General features: G+C 30.7%; 17 protein-coding genes and 1 pseudogene. All 18 read left to right on the plus strand.

Features of this window, described 5'->3' with window-relative positions:
- Nucleotides 1–4: 4 nt before the first annotated feature.
- The 18 genes and pseudogenes from B4H69_RS08045 to B4H69_RS08130 all read left to right on the plus strand — a co-directional run bounded on the left by B4H69_RS08045 (nucleotide 5) and on the right by B4H69_RS08130 (nucleotide 13,796).
- On the plus strand, nucleotides 5–874 hold the full coding sequence (locus B4H69_RS08045; protein ID WP_180904826.1) for a lipid A biosynthesis acyltransferase: 870 nt from the start codon (nucleotides 5–7) through the stop codon (nucleotides 872–874).
- A 50-nt stretch (nucleotides 875–924) separates the two neighbouring features.
- Nucleotides 925–1,836 carry a dialkylrecorsinol condensing enzyme DarA gene (locus B4H69_RS08050; protein ID WP_180904825.1) on the plus strand — a complete coding sequence of 304 codons (912 nt, stop codon included), beginning with the start codon at nucleotides 925–927 and terminating at the stop codon, nucleotides 1,834–1,836.
- A gap of 1 nt (nucleotide 1,837) precedes the next feature.
- Nucleotides 1,838–2,977: pseudogene (locus B4H69_RS08055) on the plus strand (beta-ketoacyl-ACP synthase III).
- Between the two features lie 3 nt (nucleotides 2,978–2,980).
- Nucleotides 2,981–3,421 (plus strand): hypothetical protein, encoded by a 441-nt coding sequence (locus tag B4H69_RS08060; protein WP_180904824.1) that lies wholly within the window; start codon nucleotides 2,981–2,983, stop codon nucleotides 3,419–3,421.
- 4 nt (nucleotides 3,422–3,425) lie between these two features.
- Nucleotides 3,426–3,881 (plus strand): ABC transporter permease, encoded by a 456-nt coding sequence (locus tag B4H69_RS08065; RefSeq protein WP_180904823.1) that lies wholly within the window; start codon nucleotides 3,426–3,428, stop codon nucleotides 3,879–3,881.
- On the plus strand, nucleotides 3,878–4,282 hold the full coding sequence (locus B4H69_RS08070; protein ID WP_180904822.1) for a hypothetical protein: 405 nt from the start codon (nucleotides 3,878–3,880) through the stop codon (nucleotides 4,280–4,282). The genes B4H69_RS08065 and B4H69_RS08070 overlap by 4 nt, the downstream gene beginning before the upstream one ends.
- Nucleotides 4,266–5,267 carry a BtrH N-terminal domain-containing protein gene (locus B4H69_RS08075; protein WP_180904821.1) on the plus strand — a complete coding sequence of 334 codons (1,002 nt, stop codon included), beginning with the start codon at nucleotides 4,266–4,268 and terminating at the stop codon, nucleotides 5,265–5,267. The genes B4H69_RS08070 and B4H69_RS08075 overlap by 17 nt, the downstream gene beginning before the upstream one ends.
- Before the next feature lie 6 nt (nucleotides 5,268–5,273).
- The gene (locus tag B4H69_RS08080; RefSeq protein ID WP_180904820.1) at nucleotides 5,274–5,999 is read left to right on the plus strand and encodes an ABC transporter ATP-binding protein; all 726 of its coding nucleotides are present in this window, start codon (nucleotides 5,274–5,276) and stop codon (nucleotides 5,997–5,999) included.
- A 1-nt stretch (nucleotide 6,000) separates the two neighbouring features.
- Nucleotides 6,001–7,278: an ABC transporter permease gene (locus tag B4H69_RS08085; RefSeq protein ID WP_280045355.1), complete on the plus strand. Its 1,278-nt coding sequence runs from the start codon at nucleotides 6,001–6,003 to the stop codon at nucleotides 7,276–7,278.
- Entirely contained in the window at nucleotides 7,253–7,690 is a 438-nt protein-coding gene (locus B4H69_RS08090; protein WP_180904818.1) for an acyl-CoA thioesterase, read from the plus strand. Before B4H69_RS08085 ends, B4H69_RS08090 begins: the two co-directional genes overlap by 26 nt.
- Nucleotides 7,690–8,811 carry a beta-ketoacyl-[acyl-carrier-protein] synthase family protein gene (locus tag B4H69_RS08095; protein ID WP_291093438.1) on the plus strand — a complete coding sequence of 374 codons (1,122 nt, stop codon included), beginning with the start codon at nucleotides 7,690–7,692 and terminating at the stop codon, nucleotides 8,809–8,811. The genes B4H69_RS08090 and B4H69_RS08095 overlap by 1 nt, the downstream gene beginning before the upstream one ends.
- Nucleotides 8,804–9,343: a 3-oxoacyl-ACP synthase gene (locus tag B4H69_RS08100; protein WP_180904816.1), complete on the plus strand. Its 540-nt coding sequence runs from the start codon at nucleotides 8,804–8,806 to the stop codon at nucleotides 9,341–9,343. Before B4H69_RS08095 ends, B4H69_RS08100 begins: the two co-directional genes overlap by 8 nt.
- A gap of 29 nt (nucleotides 9,344–9,372) precedes the next feature.
- Nucleotides 9,373–9,630, plus strand: coding sequence for a phosphopantetheine-binding protein (locus tag B4H69_RS08105; RefSeq protein WP_180904815.1), 258 nt, complete (start codon nucleotides 9,373–9,375; stop codon nucleotides 9,628–9,630).
- A complete protein-coding gene (locus B4H69_RS08110; protein ID WP_180904814.1) occupies nucleotides 9,630–10,826 on the plus strand; it encodes a beta-ketoacyl-[acyl-carrier-protein] synthase family protein in 1,197 nt (398 codons plus the stop codon). Before B4H69_RS08105 ends, B4H69_RS08110 begins: the two co-directional genes overlap by 1 nt.
- Nucleotides 10,823–11,812 carry a beta-ketoacyl synthase chain length factor gene (locus tag B4H69_RS08115; protein ID WP_180904813.1) on the plus strand — a complete coding sequence of 330 codons (990 nt, stop codon included), beginning with the start codon at nucleotides 10,823–10,825 and terminating at the stop codon, nucleotides 11,810–11,812. Before B4H69_RS08110 ends, B4H69_RS08115 begins: the two co-directional genes overlap by 4 nt.
- Entirely contained in the window at nucleotides 11,809–12,579 is a 771-nt protein-coding gene (locus tag B4H69_RS08120; protein ID WP_180904812.1) for a polysaccharide deacetylase family protein, read from the plus strand. The genes B4H69_RS08115 and B4H69_RS08120 overlap by 4 nt, the downstream gene beginning before the upstream one ends.
- Nucleotides 12,569–13,195: a LolA family protein gene (locus B4H69_RS08125; protein WP_394368123.1), complete on the plus strand. Its 627-nt coding sequence runs from the start codon at nucleotides 12,569–12,571 to the stop codon at nucleotides 13,193–13,195. Before B4H69_RS08120 ends, B4H69_RS08125 begins: the two co-directional genes overlap by 11 nt.
- A complete protein-coding gene (locus B4H69_RS08130) occupies nucleotides 13,173–13,796 on the plus strand; it encodes a DUF3261 domain-containing protein (protein ID WP_180904810.1) in 624 nt (207 codons plus the stop codon). The genes B4H69_RS08125 and B4H69_RS08130 overlap by 23 nt, the downstream gene beginning before the upstream one ends.
- Nucleotides 13,797–13,826 lie beyond the last annotated feature (30 nt).

Below are 13,826 nucleotides of genomic sequence, written 5' to 3' on the forward strand. Positions count from 1 at the left end.
AGATATGAAACAATGGGATGGTCGTTCTAAAGGAACGGTCCTGGGATACAAAATATTTGTCAATGTTATGAAAAAGCTCGGAATTAAGGCTGCTTACTCAGTCTTAATTTTTGTAGCTTTTTATTATTTTATAACGACTTATAGCAGCAACAAATCTATTTACGAATACTTTCGTTATCGATTAAATTTTTCGGTTCTCAAATCAATTTTAAGTGTTTACAAAAGTTACTATACTTTTGGACAAACTTTGATTGATAAAACAGCAATTAATGCAGGTTTGCGTAACAAATATTCGTACGAATTTGATGGAATAGAATTATTGAAAAATCTATTGGGTCAAAAACAAGGTGGAATCTTAATTAGTGCGCATGTTGGTAATTTCGAAGTAGCTGAACATTTTTTTGCTGACATCGATTTTGATTGTCAAATCAATTTAGTTACAACAGATTTAGAACGAAATGTTATCAAAGAATATTTAGAAAGTATTTCGATGAAACCTTCGGTAAAGTTTATCTTGATTCAAGAAGATTTATCACATATTTTCGAAATTAATAATGCGCTTAGTCGAAACGAATTAATTTGTTTTACGGGAGATCGTTATTTTGAAGGAAATAAAACGATGTCAGAAGTTCTTCTTGGAAAAGAAGCAAATTTTCCTGCAGGACCATTTTCTATTGCTTCTCGCTTGAAAGTGCCTGTCGCTTTTGTGTATGTTATGAAGGAAAAAAATCTACATTATCATTTATATGCGCGTCAAGCAAATTTCAAACATCGTGATGCAAATGCACTTTTGAAAGAGTTTTGCGTCAATCTTGAAACTATTGTAAAAAAATATCCTTACCAATGGTTTAATTATTTCGATTTTTGGAAGTAAATTAGAGCAGAATATGAATTTTCAAACCACTAAAAAACCTAAACCTTTACATGAAATGCAAAGTATTAGTTGTTTATTACTCGCAGTCAGGACAGTTAAAAGAAATTGTCGATCAAACAACATATGATTTAGTTCAAAACCAAGATATTAATTTAACGAAATACAAAATAGAAATGGAAGAGGAGTTTCCTTTTCCGTGGGATTTTTATTCTTTTTTTAATGCTTTTCCAGATAGTTTTCTTCAAAAAGATAAGAACATTAAACCAATTCCGACAGAAATCTTGAATCAGAAATATGATTTGATTTTACTGTATTATCAAGTTTGGTTTTTATCGCCATCTATTCCAATAAATTCGTTTTTAAGGGATAAACAAACACAACAAATTTTAGAAAATTCTAAAATAATTACAATTAGTGGTTCGCGAAATATGTGGTTCTTGGCACAGGAAAAAATCAAAACAATCTTGAAAGAACGCCAAGCAAAATTAGTTGGAAATATTGCATTGGTCGATCATACGCCAAATTTAGTAAGCGCCATGACAATTGTAAATTGGATGTTTTCGGGCGTTAAAAAACGAATGTTCAATTTATTGCCTTTGCCAGGAATTAGTGAAAAAACTATTCAGGAAAGTAGAAGATTTGGTAAAATTATTCTAAATTCAATCCAAAATAATAATTACTCTAATCTACAAGAAAACTTAATTCAATCTGGAGCCGTTGAGGTAAAACCTTTTTTAGTTTCTGTGGATACAAAAGGAAATCGAATGTTTAAAGTCTGGTCTAAAATTATTGATTCTAAACAAGGTATACAGCGAGAAAAGTATTTGAAATTCTTTTATTATTATTTAATTTTAGCTATTTGGATAATATCTCCACTAGTAAATTTGTTATATATTATATTTTATCCGTTCAACTATTTTAAATACAAAAAACAGGTAAAATATTTTCAAGGAATAGAATAATATGCAAAATGTATATATAACGAAAACGTCGAAGTTTTTGCCAAATCAACCAATTTCAAATGATGAAATGGAAGATTTTTTAGGAAAAATTAATCAAATTCCTTCAAAAGCTCGTAGAATCGTTTTAAGAAATAATGGAATCAAAACGCGTTATTACGCTCTCGATAAAACTGGAAATGTCACACATTCTAATGCCGAATTGACGAGTAATGCAATAACAAATTTATTTGATGCACAGTTTACAAAAAATGAGGTAGAAGTGTTGTCGTGTGGGACTTCAACGCCAGATTTGTTGTTGCCTTCTCATGCAGCGATGGTGCATGGTTTATTGCAAAATAATGTTTCGATAGAGTTAAATTCTTCTTCGGGAGTTTGTAATTCGGGAATGAATGCGCTGAAATTTGGCTATCTTTCAGTAAAGTCGGGTAATTCTAAAAATGCAATTTGTTCAGGTTCTGAGCGAGTTTCTACATAGATGAAAGCTGAAAAATTTGAGCATGAACTTGAGAATTTGAAAGAATTAGAAGAACAACCAATTATAGCATTTAAAAAAGATTTTTTACGTTGGATGTTATCGGATGGTGCCGCAGCTTTTTTATTGCAAAATCAACCAAACGAAGATTCTATTTCGCTTAAAATTGAATGGATGGAATCTTATTCTTACGCGCACAAATTGGAAACGTGTATGTATGCCGGAGGTGATAAATTACCAAATGGAGAAATGAAACCTTGGAGCGATTTCTCTTCGAAAGAATGGTTGAAAGAATCCGTTTTTTCATTGAAACAAGATGTCAAAATTCTGAATGATAATATTTTGATAAAAGGTGTAGAAAGCATGAAAGCTGCAATGGATAAACATCAATTATCTTCAAATGAAATTGATTATTTATTGCCGCATGTGTCGTCAAATTATTTTGTTCAAGGTTTATATGACGAATTTTGTAAGAAAGACATTCATATTCCGTTAGAGAAATGGTTTATGAATTTAAGCAAAGTTGGAAATGTGGGTTCAGCGTCTGTTTTTTTGATGCTTGACGAACTTTTTCAAGACGGAAACCTTAAAAAAGGAGATCGTATTATGCTTTGCGTACCAGAAAGTGGTCGTTTTTCGTATTCGTACGCTTATTTAACAGTCGTTTAAAAAATGAATAAAATACAATTACCCAATCATACGATAGAATTTATCAAACAATTGATTCCACAACGCGAACCAATTATAATGGTAGATGCTATTTTTGAATATGAAGAGGGAAAAGTTGTTGGAGGCTTAACGGTCAAAAACGATTCGATTTTTGTCAAAAATAATCAATTGATAGAATCTGGAATTTTAGAACACATGGCACAAACAGTTGCTTTGTATACAGGTTATCAATTTTATATTCGAAATGAATCGGCTCCAACTGGATATATTGGCTCGATGAAATCAATAGAGATTAATCGTTTGCCAAAAGTGAATGAAAATTTAACAACAACAGCAACTATTTTGCACGAAGTAATGGGAGTGACTTTGGTTTCGATTGAAACAAAGATAGAAGGAGAAGTAATTGCAAAAGGAGAGATGAAAACAGTGATTGCAGAAACATAATTTTATGAAAGTAAATCAGCAAATTGATATTCAACAATTTCTTCCGCATCGTGAACCAATGCTTTTTGTAGACACGATTTCTTGGATTGAGAAAACCTATGTTGAAGCTTTATTTACGATAAAATCGGATCAATTATTTATTCAGAACGAATATTTTACTGAAGTCGGTTTATTGGAAAATATGGCGCAAGTTTGTTCGACAATTATCGGACAAAACTATTTTATCAATTTTTCTGATGTACACAAAGGCGATGTAATCGGCTTTATTAGTACGATTAAACAAGCCGAAATTATGCAATTACCAAAAGTTAATCAAACCATTATAACAAAAGCAACGTTGTTAGAAGTTTTTGATTACGATGAATTTACAATTAGTTTGATGCAAGCAAAAGTTATCTTGAATGACGAAGTAATTGCGATAGCTACAATGAATTTAATGCTTCAAAACCATAAAAAATGAAACAATCAGAAGTACCACAAGATAAAGGACATCTCAAGGATTTCAACGAAGTTTATTACGCAATTGATGAACAGGGAGAGTTTTCTCAAACATTGAGTGCGGGTTGGGAAGCAAAAAATATTGTTCAATCCGAAACTTTAAAAATTTTGGATGAACGCACAGAGGAAGCAAGACAAAAAGTAATGGATGGAAAAGCAAGTCCAATTTTATATTTCATGGAATTGAAACGCATGGATTGGGAAATTTTGTCTAATTATGTCGGAATTTGGAAGATTTTTGTCAAAAGACATGCAAAACCAACTGTTTTCTCAAAATTAAAAGAATCAACACTAAAAAAATATGCCGAAGCTTTTGAAATTTCGGTTGATGAATTAAAAAACTTTGATGGAAACCATAACTGATTTTAAACATTTTCAATCAGCACATTGCGAAAATGGAGTTGCCTCCAACTTATTAAAAAATAAAGGAATTGAGATTTCAGAACCGATGATTTTTGGGATTGGTTCTGGTCTTTTTTTTGTGTTTTTACCTTTCTTAAAAGTTAATCATGCGCCTGCGATTAGCTATCGTCCAATGCCAGGAATGATTTTTAATCGTGCAGCTAAGAATCTTGGTATAAAGGTTAAACGTCATAAATTTCGCTCTACAAAATCAGCTCAGACTTTCTTAGATGAGCAACTTTTAGCCAATCGACCTTGCGGTTTACAGGTTGGTGTCTACAATTTGACATACTTTCCTGAAGAATATAAATTTCATTTTAACGGACATAATTTAGTTGTTTTCGGAAAGCAAGATCAAACGTATTTAATCAGTGATCCTGTGATGCAAGAAACGACAAAATTGACTGAAAATGAGTTAGAAAAAGTTCGTTTTTCGAAAGGAGTTTTAGCACCAAAAGGACATTTATATTATCCTGAATTTATTCCAGAAAATATAGATTTTGAGAAAGCAATCAAAAAAGGAATCAAGAAAACGTGTCGCGAAATGTTAGCGCCAGTTCCGATTGTTGGTGTTCGTGGAATTAGAATGGTTGCGAAACGAATCAAAAAAATGCCAAAGAAAATTGGGAACGCAAAGACAAATTATTTTCTGGCACAAATGATTCGAATGCAAGAAGAAATTGGAACAGGAGGTGGTGGTTTTCGATATATTTATGCTGCTTTTTTACAAGAAGCTTCGCAAAAATTGAATCAACCAAATTTGAATGATTTTGCCTTAGAAATATCTGAAATAGGAGATAAATGGCGAGATTTTGCTCTGAATGCATCAAGAGTTTATAAAAAACGGAACAATTCGCAAGATATTTACGATGTGATTTCGGATCAATTATTGGAATTAGCCGATTTGGAAGAATCGTTTTTTAAACGTTTAAGAAAAGCAATTTAGCCACAGATGATTGAAATTGAAAAACTATATAAAAAATATAAAAATTCTGATGTTTTTGCGTTAGAAGATTTTTTTTTGACGATAAAACAGAACGAAATTCACGGTTTACTTGGTCCAAACGGAGCAGGAAAAACAACCTTGATGTCGATACTTTCTGGATTGATTAAACCAACTTCTGGTAATGTTGTGATTCAGAATTTAAATCAAAAAACAGATTTAAAAAAGATTCAGAAAATCATTGGAATTGTTCCGCAAGAATATGCATTGTATCCAACTTTGACGGCAAGAGAAAATTTAGAATTTTTTGGGAAAATTTATAAAGTTCCTTCAAAAGAATTACACGAAAAGATTCATCTTTTGACTGAAAAAGTAGGAATGAATAAGTTTTTAGATATAAAAATTGATTCTTTTTCGGGAGGAATGAAGCGTCGTATTAATTTATTGGCAGGAATTCTTCATCAGCCAGAAATTCTCTTTTTAGATGAACCAACTGTTGGCGTTGATATTCAATCAAAAATTGCGTTATTGGATTATTTACAAGAATTGCATCAGCAAGGAATGTCGATCGTTTACACATCGCATCACATGGCAGAAGCCGAAGATTTTTGTACGCAAGTTACGATTATGAATCAAGGAAAATCGATTGTAACAGCTGAACCGAAAGAATTAATCAAGCAAGTAAATGCGTATAATTTGGAGGAAGCTTTTGTTAATTTAACTAAATTATCTTGATATGTTGAGCCAACTTTTAGCATGTATTAAGAAAGAAATTTTGTTACTCATTCGCGATATTGGCGGATTGGTGATTCTTTTTATTATGCCTTTGATTTTGGTTATTACGGTGACTAAAATTCAGAAAAGTACTTACGATTCTTTTGCAGAAGCGAGTATTCCGGTGCTATTTATTGATCATGATCAAGATAGTATTTCCGCACTTGTAAAAAAACATATTTCAAATTCAGGAAATTTAAAAATTGTAACTGAATTAAATGGAAAAAAATTAACGGAAGATGAACTAAAAACTGAAGTTTTTAAAGGTAAATACCAAGTAGGAATTGTAATACCAGCGCGATTGTCAAAAGATTTGAATTATAAAATCAATCAAAATGTTGAGAAAATTCTGAACGAATTTGCTTTTGATAGCACGCAAGTGAAATATAATCAACAAGTTAATCCAAAGACGATTAAATTATACTTTGATCCCGCGACTTCGCTGGCTTTCAAAGAAAATGTGTCGAATGTTTTGGATAAATTAATTACAGATACCGAGAATAAAAGTATTTACAAAGCATTTCAACAAGAAATGGGATCTGATGATTTAGGCTTTCAAAATGAGAAGTTTATTCATTTTCAAGAGATTGTTCCTGAAGATTCTAAATCAGTTTTGAAACCAAATGTTACACAACATAATGTGCCAGCATGGACATTATTTGCGATATTTTTTATCGTAGTTCCGCTGTCAATCAATATTGTAAAAGAGAAAAGTTTAGGAACACACATTCGATTATTAACAAGTCCAATGCCTTATTCTGTGCAAATTATAGGTAAAACGATTACGTATTTAATCATAAGTTTACTACAATTTACCATGATTTTATGTGTCGCTAAATTAGTTTTTCCATTAATTGATTTACCAGGTTTCAAAACGGATGGCATATTATTTTCGATTTACGGATTAACTGTATTCGCTTCTTTAGCAGCAATTGGATTAGGACTTTTAATTGGTACAATTGCGAAAACTCAAGAACAATCTGCACCTTTTGGAGCGACTTTGGTGGTTATTTTAGCTGCAATAGGCGGTGTTTGGATTCCAGTTTTTGCGATGTCAGATTTTATGCAACATTTCGCGAAAATATCACCGATGAATTGGGCACTTGATGGCTATTATAGTTTAATCCTGAGAAATCAATCTTTTCTTCAGATAGTTCCGAATATTATTTTGTTAACTTTGTTCTATATTATTACCTTGTTTGCCGCTATATATTATGATAAGTTCAGAAGAGAAGATTAAAACATTAGTACATAATTCCAATTTCGCAGTACGATTTAATGAAACCGATCCGTTGGGAATCGTGTGGCATGGGAATTATATTACGTATTTTGAAGATGGAAGGGAAGCTTTTGGGCGTCATTTTGGGATTAGTTATTTGGATATTCAGAAAAGTGGATTTGTAACACCAATTATTAAGTCGATTTGTGAACACAAATTTCCGTTGAAATATGGTGATATATGTAGAATAGAAACGACTTTTGAAGATACTTTGGCAGCAAAAATGATTTTTAAATTCAAGATTTTCAATCAAGATGAAAAGTTAGTTTGTATTGGAGAAACAATTCAAGTTTTTTTAGACAACGAAGGAGATTTAATGTTAACATTACCACCATTTTTTGAAGAATGGAAGAAAAAAGTAGGATTGTTGTAATGGAAAAAGTTTACATTAATCGTGCGAATATTTTAACGCCTTTCGGAAATTCTATTCAAGCGAATTGGAATGAATTAGTGAAAGGAAATTCTGCTGTTTCTGAAATTGATTCTTTTGGACATTTAAAAAATTTTTATGCTGGAAAAATTGATGATGAAATTTTCTTAAATTTAAAAGAGCAAGTTGAAGATAATCAGATTTATACTCGATTAGAATTATTTGGGATTTTAGCTTTTCAATCTATTATTGATAAATCCAAAATTTCACAACGAACTGCTTTTGTAATTTCAACAACAAAAGGTAATATTGATCAACTTTTTGATTCGTTAGAAAAAGCTTCAATTCCAAATTTTGCAAAGAAGATTGCAAACTATTTTGGATTTAAAACTGAACCAATTATTGTTTCAAATGCTTGTGTTTCGGGAGTTTTAGCGGTTAATATAGCAAAGCGTTTCATCGAAATGGATGAGTTTGATGATGCATATGTTTTGGCTTTGGATGAGTTGACAAATTTTGTTTTGACAGGTTTCAATTCATTTCAAGCAATGGATTTTGAGTTGTGTAAACCATTTGACAAAGATAGAGTAGGTGTGAATTTAGGTGAAGCTGCCGTTTGTGTTTATCTTTCTAAAAATCAAGAAAAGAATAGTTTTCAGATTTTGGGTGAAGCTTCAATTAACGATGCAAATCATATTTCTGGACCATCTCGAACGGGTGAAGGCTTGGTGTTGAGTATAGAGTCGGCGATGAAGGAAGCGAATATTTTATCAAATGAAATAGATTATATTTCGGCTCATGGAACGGCCACTTTGTATAATGATGAAATGGAAGCAATTGCTTTTAATCGTTTACAAATGGAATCGATTCCGACAAATAGTTTTAAAGCTTTTTATGGACATACATTAGGCGCTTCTGGATTGTTAGAATTGATTATTTCGATGAAGCAATCACAAGAAAATTTGATTTTGAAAAGTCATAATTTCAATGAATTAGGAGTTTCAGTTCCATTAAATGTTTTGAAAGAAAATCTTCAAAAAGAAGTCAATATTATTTTGAAAACTTCATCTGGTTTTGGAGGAAGTAATGCTGTAATTATTCTAAAAAAAGTTCAGAATGACTAAAGTTGAGATTAAAAACGAACAAGTTTGGTTGAATGATGAACTTTATTTTGAAGATTCTTCAGGAGATTTTGGTATATTTTCGAAAAATTTCTTCAAATCTTTCGAGATTGATTATCCAAAATTTTATAAAATGGATCATCAGAGTGAATTAGCTTTTTTAGCTGCCGAAATTTTATTGAAAGATGAAAATACATTGAACGAAAATCAAGATATTGCATTGGTTTTTGCAAATCGAAATTCGAGTTTAGAATCAGATTTGAAAGATCAACAAAGTATTCAATCTACGGATGAAATTTTTCCGAGTCCAGCAGTTTTTGTTTACACATTAGCAAATATTTGTTTGGGTGAGGTGAGTATTCGTCATCGATTGAAAACCGAAAATGCTTTTTTTATTTCGGAAAATTTTAATGAAGAACAATTAAAAAAGTATGCGAATTATTTAATTCAAAAAAATAAAGCAAAGAAAGTTGTTTTGGCTTGGATAGATTATTTACAAGGTGATTACGAAGCGAAAATGTACTTAATAGATTAAAAACAATATTAGTTAACAATAAAAATACTATGGAAAATTTAATTAACGATTTGAAAGTTAAAATCATTGAAATTTTAAATCTTGAAGATGTATCAGTAGAGGATATCAAAAATGATGATCCTTTATTTGGAGATGGTTTGGGATTAGATTCAATCGATGCTTTGGAGTTGATTGTTTTATTGGATAAAGAATATGGAATCAAAATTACAGATCCAAAAGAAGGAAAAACGATCTTTCAATCGGTAGGAGTAATGGCAGATTATATTGAGAAAAATAGAACAAAATAATGCATAAAAAAGTTGCAATAACAGGAATGGGAATTATTTCGGCAATTGGTAAAAATGTCGAAGAGAATTTCGATTCATTAATTCATCAAAAGCATGGCTTATCACGCCTCGAAAATTTTGATTCTATTCATAAAAATGAAATTTTTGTAGGAGAAATTAAATTATCGAACGATGAATTAGCAACTTTTTTAAATTTATCTCCAGAGAATAATTTCTCTCGAACAGTGATGTTAGGACTAATTGCTGTGAAAGAAGCTCTGCAAAATGCAGGAATCGAAAACGTAAATGAAGTCAGAACTGGATTGATTTCTTCGACAAGTGTGGGAGGAATGGATAGGACAGAAAATTACTTTTTGGATTATGAAAATTTGCTTGAAAAACAAAAGTACATTTCGAGTCATGATGCTGGCGCTTCTTCCAATCAAATTTCAAATGAAATCGGTTTGAAAGGCTTTGTTTCGACAATTAGTACTGCTTGTTCTTCGGCTGCGAATGCGATTATGTATGGCGCGCGCTTGATTAATTCAGGTAAATTGGATCGAGTGATTGTTGGCGGAACGGATGCATTGTCAAAGTTTACCATGAATGGATTCAAAAGCTTGATGATTCTGAGTGATGAATTTAATCAACCTTTTGATGAAAATAGAAAAGGTTTGAATCTTGGTGAAGCAGCTGCTTATTTGGTTTTAGAATCAGAAGAATTTGTTCGAAAATCAAATAAAAAAGTCCTTGGTTATTTGATTGGTGCAGGAAATTCGAATGATGCATTTCATCAAACAGCTTCTTCTGAAAATGGAGAAGGAGCGTATTTGGCGATGAGAAAAGCATTTGAATCAGCAATTATTCAACCAACTGAAATCGATTATATCAATGTTCATGGAACTGCAACAAACAATAATGATTTAACAGAAGGACGAGCTTTGAAGAGAATTTTCGGAGAAAATGTACCAAATTTCAGTTCTACAAAACCATTCACAGGTCATACATTGGCTGCTGCTGCGAGTGTAGAAGCAGTTTTTAGCTTGTTGAGTCTTCAACATAATCTTGTTTATCCAAATCTTAATTTTCAATCTCCGATTGAAGAGTTGAATATCTTTCCTACCACAAAACTGGTAAAGAAAAATATTAAATATGTGTTATCAAATTCGTTTGGTTTTGGAGGAAATTGTTCAACTTTAATTTTTTCTAAATCATGAAAGAAGTATTTGTAAACGGATTAGGTTTTGTAAATTCGCAATTTATAGATGAAATTACGAATGATTTTCTTCCTTTAGAAACTTCCATTACAAAGGCAAAATCACCTTCTCTTAAAGATATGATTTCGCCAGCGATGAGCCGTAGAATGGCTTCTGGAGTAAAAATAGGAATTTATTCTTCTCTAAAAGCTTTGAATGATGCAGGAATTGAACAACCAGAGGCAATAATTACAGGAACGGCTTTAGGTTGTTTGGTAGATTCTGAAAAGTTTTTGACAAATATTATTCAAAATAAAGAAGAGTTTTTAACTCCAACGGCTTTTATTCAATCTACGCATAATACGGTTGGCTCTCAAATTGCTCTGCATCTTGGTTGTAATGCATACAATTTTACGTATACAAATGGTTTTAATTCCTTTGAAAATGCGCTTTTAGATGGTTTTTTACAAGTAGAAAATCAAGAAGCAAATAACGTTTTGGTTGGTGGAATTGATGAAATTGGAGAACGAACGTATCAATTGTTACAATTAATTGGTGAAATAGAATCAAAAGATAATCAAGGAATTAAATATAGTGAAGGCGCACATTTTTGTGTTTTATCTAATAAGAGAAATGAAAACTCTTATGCGAAAGTTTTAGATGTTTTTATTTTAAATCAATATGAAGATTTGTATTCCGAAATTCTAAAATTTATTCAATTGAATCATATGAATTTAACCGATATTGATACGATTATTTCTGGTGAAAATTTATTGAATATTAATGATTTAAATAAAATAGAGTTATTTGAATACAAAGAATTTATTGGAGAGTTTGGAACTTCTTCTGCTTTCGGATTTGTGTTAGGATGTGAATTGCTGAAAAATCAAATTTTACCAAATCAATTCAAAATGAATGATGTAAAAGCTGAAAGTTATAAAAATGTACTTTTGGTGAATGGGCATAAAGGCCAGGATTTAAGTTTAGTATTGCTTCAATCGATATGAACAGAGTTGCTACAATCCTTTTTGTAATTATACTAATCTGTTTATCAATTGGTTGTTTTACAAAAGGTTTGTCTTTTTTTTATTTATTGATACCTTTTTTTGTTTGGTTAACATTGACAATTTTTGGTGCTTTTGAAATTCGATTCAACTATTTTTTGAAAGCTTATTATCGAGGGAATAATCATACTGAAAAAATAATTTCTCTAACTTTTGATGATGGACCAACAGAATTTACGCCGAGAATTTTATCGATATTAGAACAAAATAATGCAAAAGCAACTTTTTTTTGCATTGGTAAACAAATCGAAAATTATCCTGAAATTTTTCAAAAAACTCATCAGTCAGGGCATTTGATAGGAAATCATACTTTTCATCATTCTTCTAAAAATGGTTTTTATTCTGCTGAAAAAATTGTTGAAGAAATCGTTTCTACCAATCAACTTATTAAAGAAAAAATAAACGTTACAACTAAAATTTTTAGACCACCTTTTGGTGTAACGAATCCACATATAGCAAAGGCTTTAAATAAAACACAACATAATGTAATTGGTTGGAATATTCGTTCTTTGGATACGGTTATCAATGATGAAAAAAAATTATTGAACCGAATTACTCGTCAAATAAAGCCTGGTTCTATTATTTTGATGCATGATACTTCGGACAAAACGGCGAATGTTTTAGAGCAATTATTTGTATTTTTACAAAAGGAAAATTATAAAGTAGTTCCGTTAAATGAACTCTTGAAAATTGATGTATATGAAAACTAAAATCTTCATTTTATTTGCTTTTTTTCACTTGACAATTTTTGCGCAAGAAAGTAAAATGAGTAATGTTGAAATTGAAAATTTCAAAAAAGATATTATAACTGATTCTAAGAAAATACAGACGTTGACGGCTGATTTTACACAATATAAAGTGATGAGTTTCTTGGATAAACCAATTGTTTCGAAAGGGAAATTGTATTTACAAAATCCGAAAGCGATGCGTTGGAATTATACTCAACCGATTGATTATAATGTGATTTTTAACAATGGAAAAATCTATATTAATGATGAAGGAAAAAAATCGAGTGTAGATTTGCAAGGAAATAAAAAATTTGAAAAATTAAATCAATTAATTGTAGGAAGTGTAAGTGGAAATTTGTTTGATACAAACGATTTCATTATAACTTTTGCGAAAACTGATAAATCTCGAATTGCGAAATTGCAACCAAAATTAAAGGATGTAAAAAAGTACATCAAAGAAATTCAGTTGACATTTTATTCTGGTCAATCAACGGTTACAGAAGTTAAATTAATTGAACCTTCGGATGATTACACAAAAATTTTATTTACCAACAAATCTTTAAATAAAACAATCAATGCGTCTGTTTTTAATCCTTAGTTTTTTCATTTTAACTTCTTGTGGTACGGCTTACAAAATTGCTGATATACAAGAACAACAAAAGGATGAAAGGGAGTTTTTGAACCCATATTTTAGTTCAATTGATAAAGAATATAGTTACCGTTTCAAGATTACGTTCATGAAAAAGGAAATGAAAGGTAATTTTGTTGTGAAAAAATTGGGTTATAACTCGCATCGTGTGGTAATGACGTCTGATTTTGGGAATACGTTATTTGATTTGTCAGTCACAGACCACGATTATACCTTGAATTATGCGATGCCAGATTTGAATAAAAAAATGGTTGTAAAAACTCTTGCAGATGATTTACAAGCTATTTTTAAAAATGATTTTCAAGTTGATGAGCGTATAAAAACGACAAATCAAACGATTTTAAAATCAAAAGAAGTGAGTTTAATTTTTGCTAAGAATGAATCAAATTATTTTCAAGAATTGGTTCATTTAAAGAATAATAAAATAAAAACAATTAACCAATTTTCGACAGATTTAACAGATTTTCCAGAACAGATTTCAATTAAACATAACCACTTCAATTTAAGTATTACACTTACAAAAGTAAATATACAATTAGAGGAAGAATAAACTAACGTACAAATCATCTTTTTTTAGATT

Source organism: Empedobacter sp. UBA6745 (assembly GCF_002453775.1).
Lineage (GTDB): Bacteria > Bacteroidota > Bacteroidia > Flavobacteriales > Weeksellaceae > Empedobacter > Empedobacter falsenii_C.

Coding starts and splice junctions, on each gene's coding strand:
- B4H69_RS08080 (WP_180904820.1), top strand. CDS start 5,274: ATGATTGAAATTGAAAAACTATATAAAAAATATAAAAATTCTGATGTT.
- B4H69_RS08125 (WP_394368123.1), top strand. CDS start 12,569: ATGAAAACTAAAATCTTCATTTTATTTGCTTTTTTTCACTTGACAATT.
- B4H69_RS08120 (WP_180904812.1), top strand. CDS start 11,809: ATGAACAGAGTTGCTACAATCCTTTTTGTAATTATACTAATCTGTTTA.
- B4H69_RS08095 (WP_291093438.1), top strand. CDS start 7,690: ATGGAAAAAGTTTACATTAATCGTGCGAATATTTTAACGCCTTTCGGA.
- B4H69_RS08070 (WP_180904822.1), top strand. CDS start 3,878: ATGAAACAATCAGAAGTACCACAAGATAAAGGACATCTCAAGGATTTC.
- B4H69_RS08045 (WP_180904826.1), top strand. CDS start 5: ATGAAACAATGGGATGGTCGTTCTAAAGGAACGGTCCTGGGATACAAA.
- B4H69_RS08085 (WP_280045355.1), top strand. CDS start 6,001: ATGTTGAGCCAACTTTTAGCATGTATTAAGAAAGAAATTTTGTTACTC.
- B4H69_RS08115 (WP_180904813.1), top strand. CDS start 10,823: ATGAAAGAAGTATTTGTAAACGGATTAGGTTTTGTAAATTCGCAATTT.
- B4H69_RS08065 (WP_180904823.1), top strand. CDS start 3,426: ATGAAAGTAAATCAGCAAATTGATATTCAACAATTTCTTCCGCATCGT.
- B4H69_RS08100 (WP_180904816.1), top strand. CDS start 8,804: ATGACTAAAGTTGAGATTAAAAACGAACAAGTTTGGTTGAATGATGAA.
- B4H69_RS08075 (WP_180904821.1), top strand. CDS start 4,266: ATGGAAACCATAACTGATTTTAAACATTTTCAATCAGCACATTGCGAA.
- B4H69_RS08050 (WP_180904825.1), top strand. CDS start 925: ATGAAATGCAAAGTATTAGTTGTTTATTACTCGCAGTCAGGACAGTTA.
- B4H69_RS08130 (WP_180904810.1), top strand. CDS start 13,173: ATGCGTCTGTTTTTAATCCTTAGTTTTTTCATTTTAACTTCTTGTGGT.
- B4H69_RS08110 (WP_180904814.1), top strand. CDS start 9,630: ATGCATAAAAAAGTTGCAATAACAGGAATGGGAATTATTTCGGCAATT.
- B4H69_RS08090 (WP_180904818.1), top strand. CDS start 7,253: ATGATAAGTTCAGAAGAGAAGATTAAAACATTAGTACATAATTCCAAT.
- B4H69_RS08060 (WP_180904824.1), top strand. CDS start 2,981: ATGAATAAAATACAATTACCCAATCATACGATAGAATTTATCAAACAA.
- B4H69_RS08105 (WP_180904815.1), top strand. CDS start 9,373: ATGGAAAATTTAATTAACGATTTGAAAGTTAAAATCATTGAAATTTTA.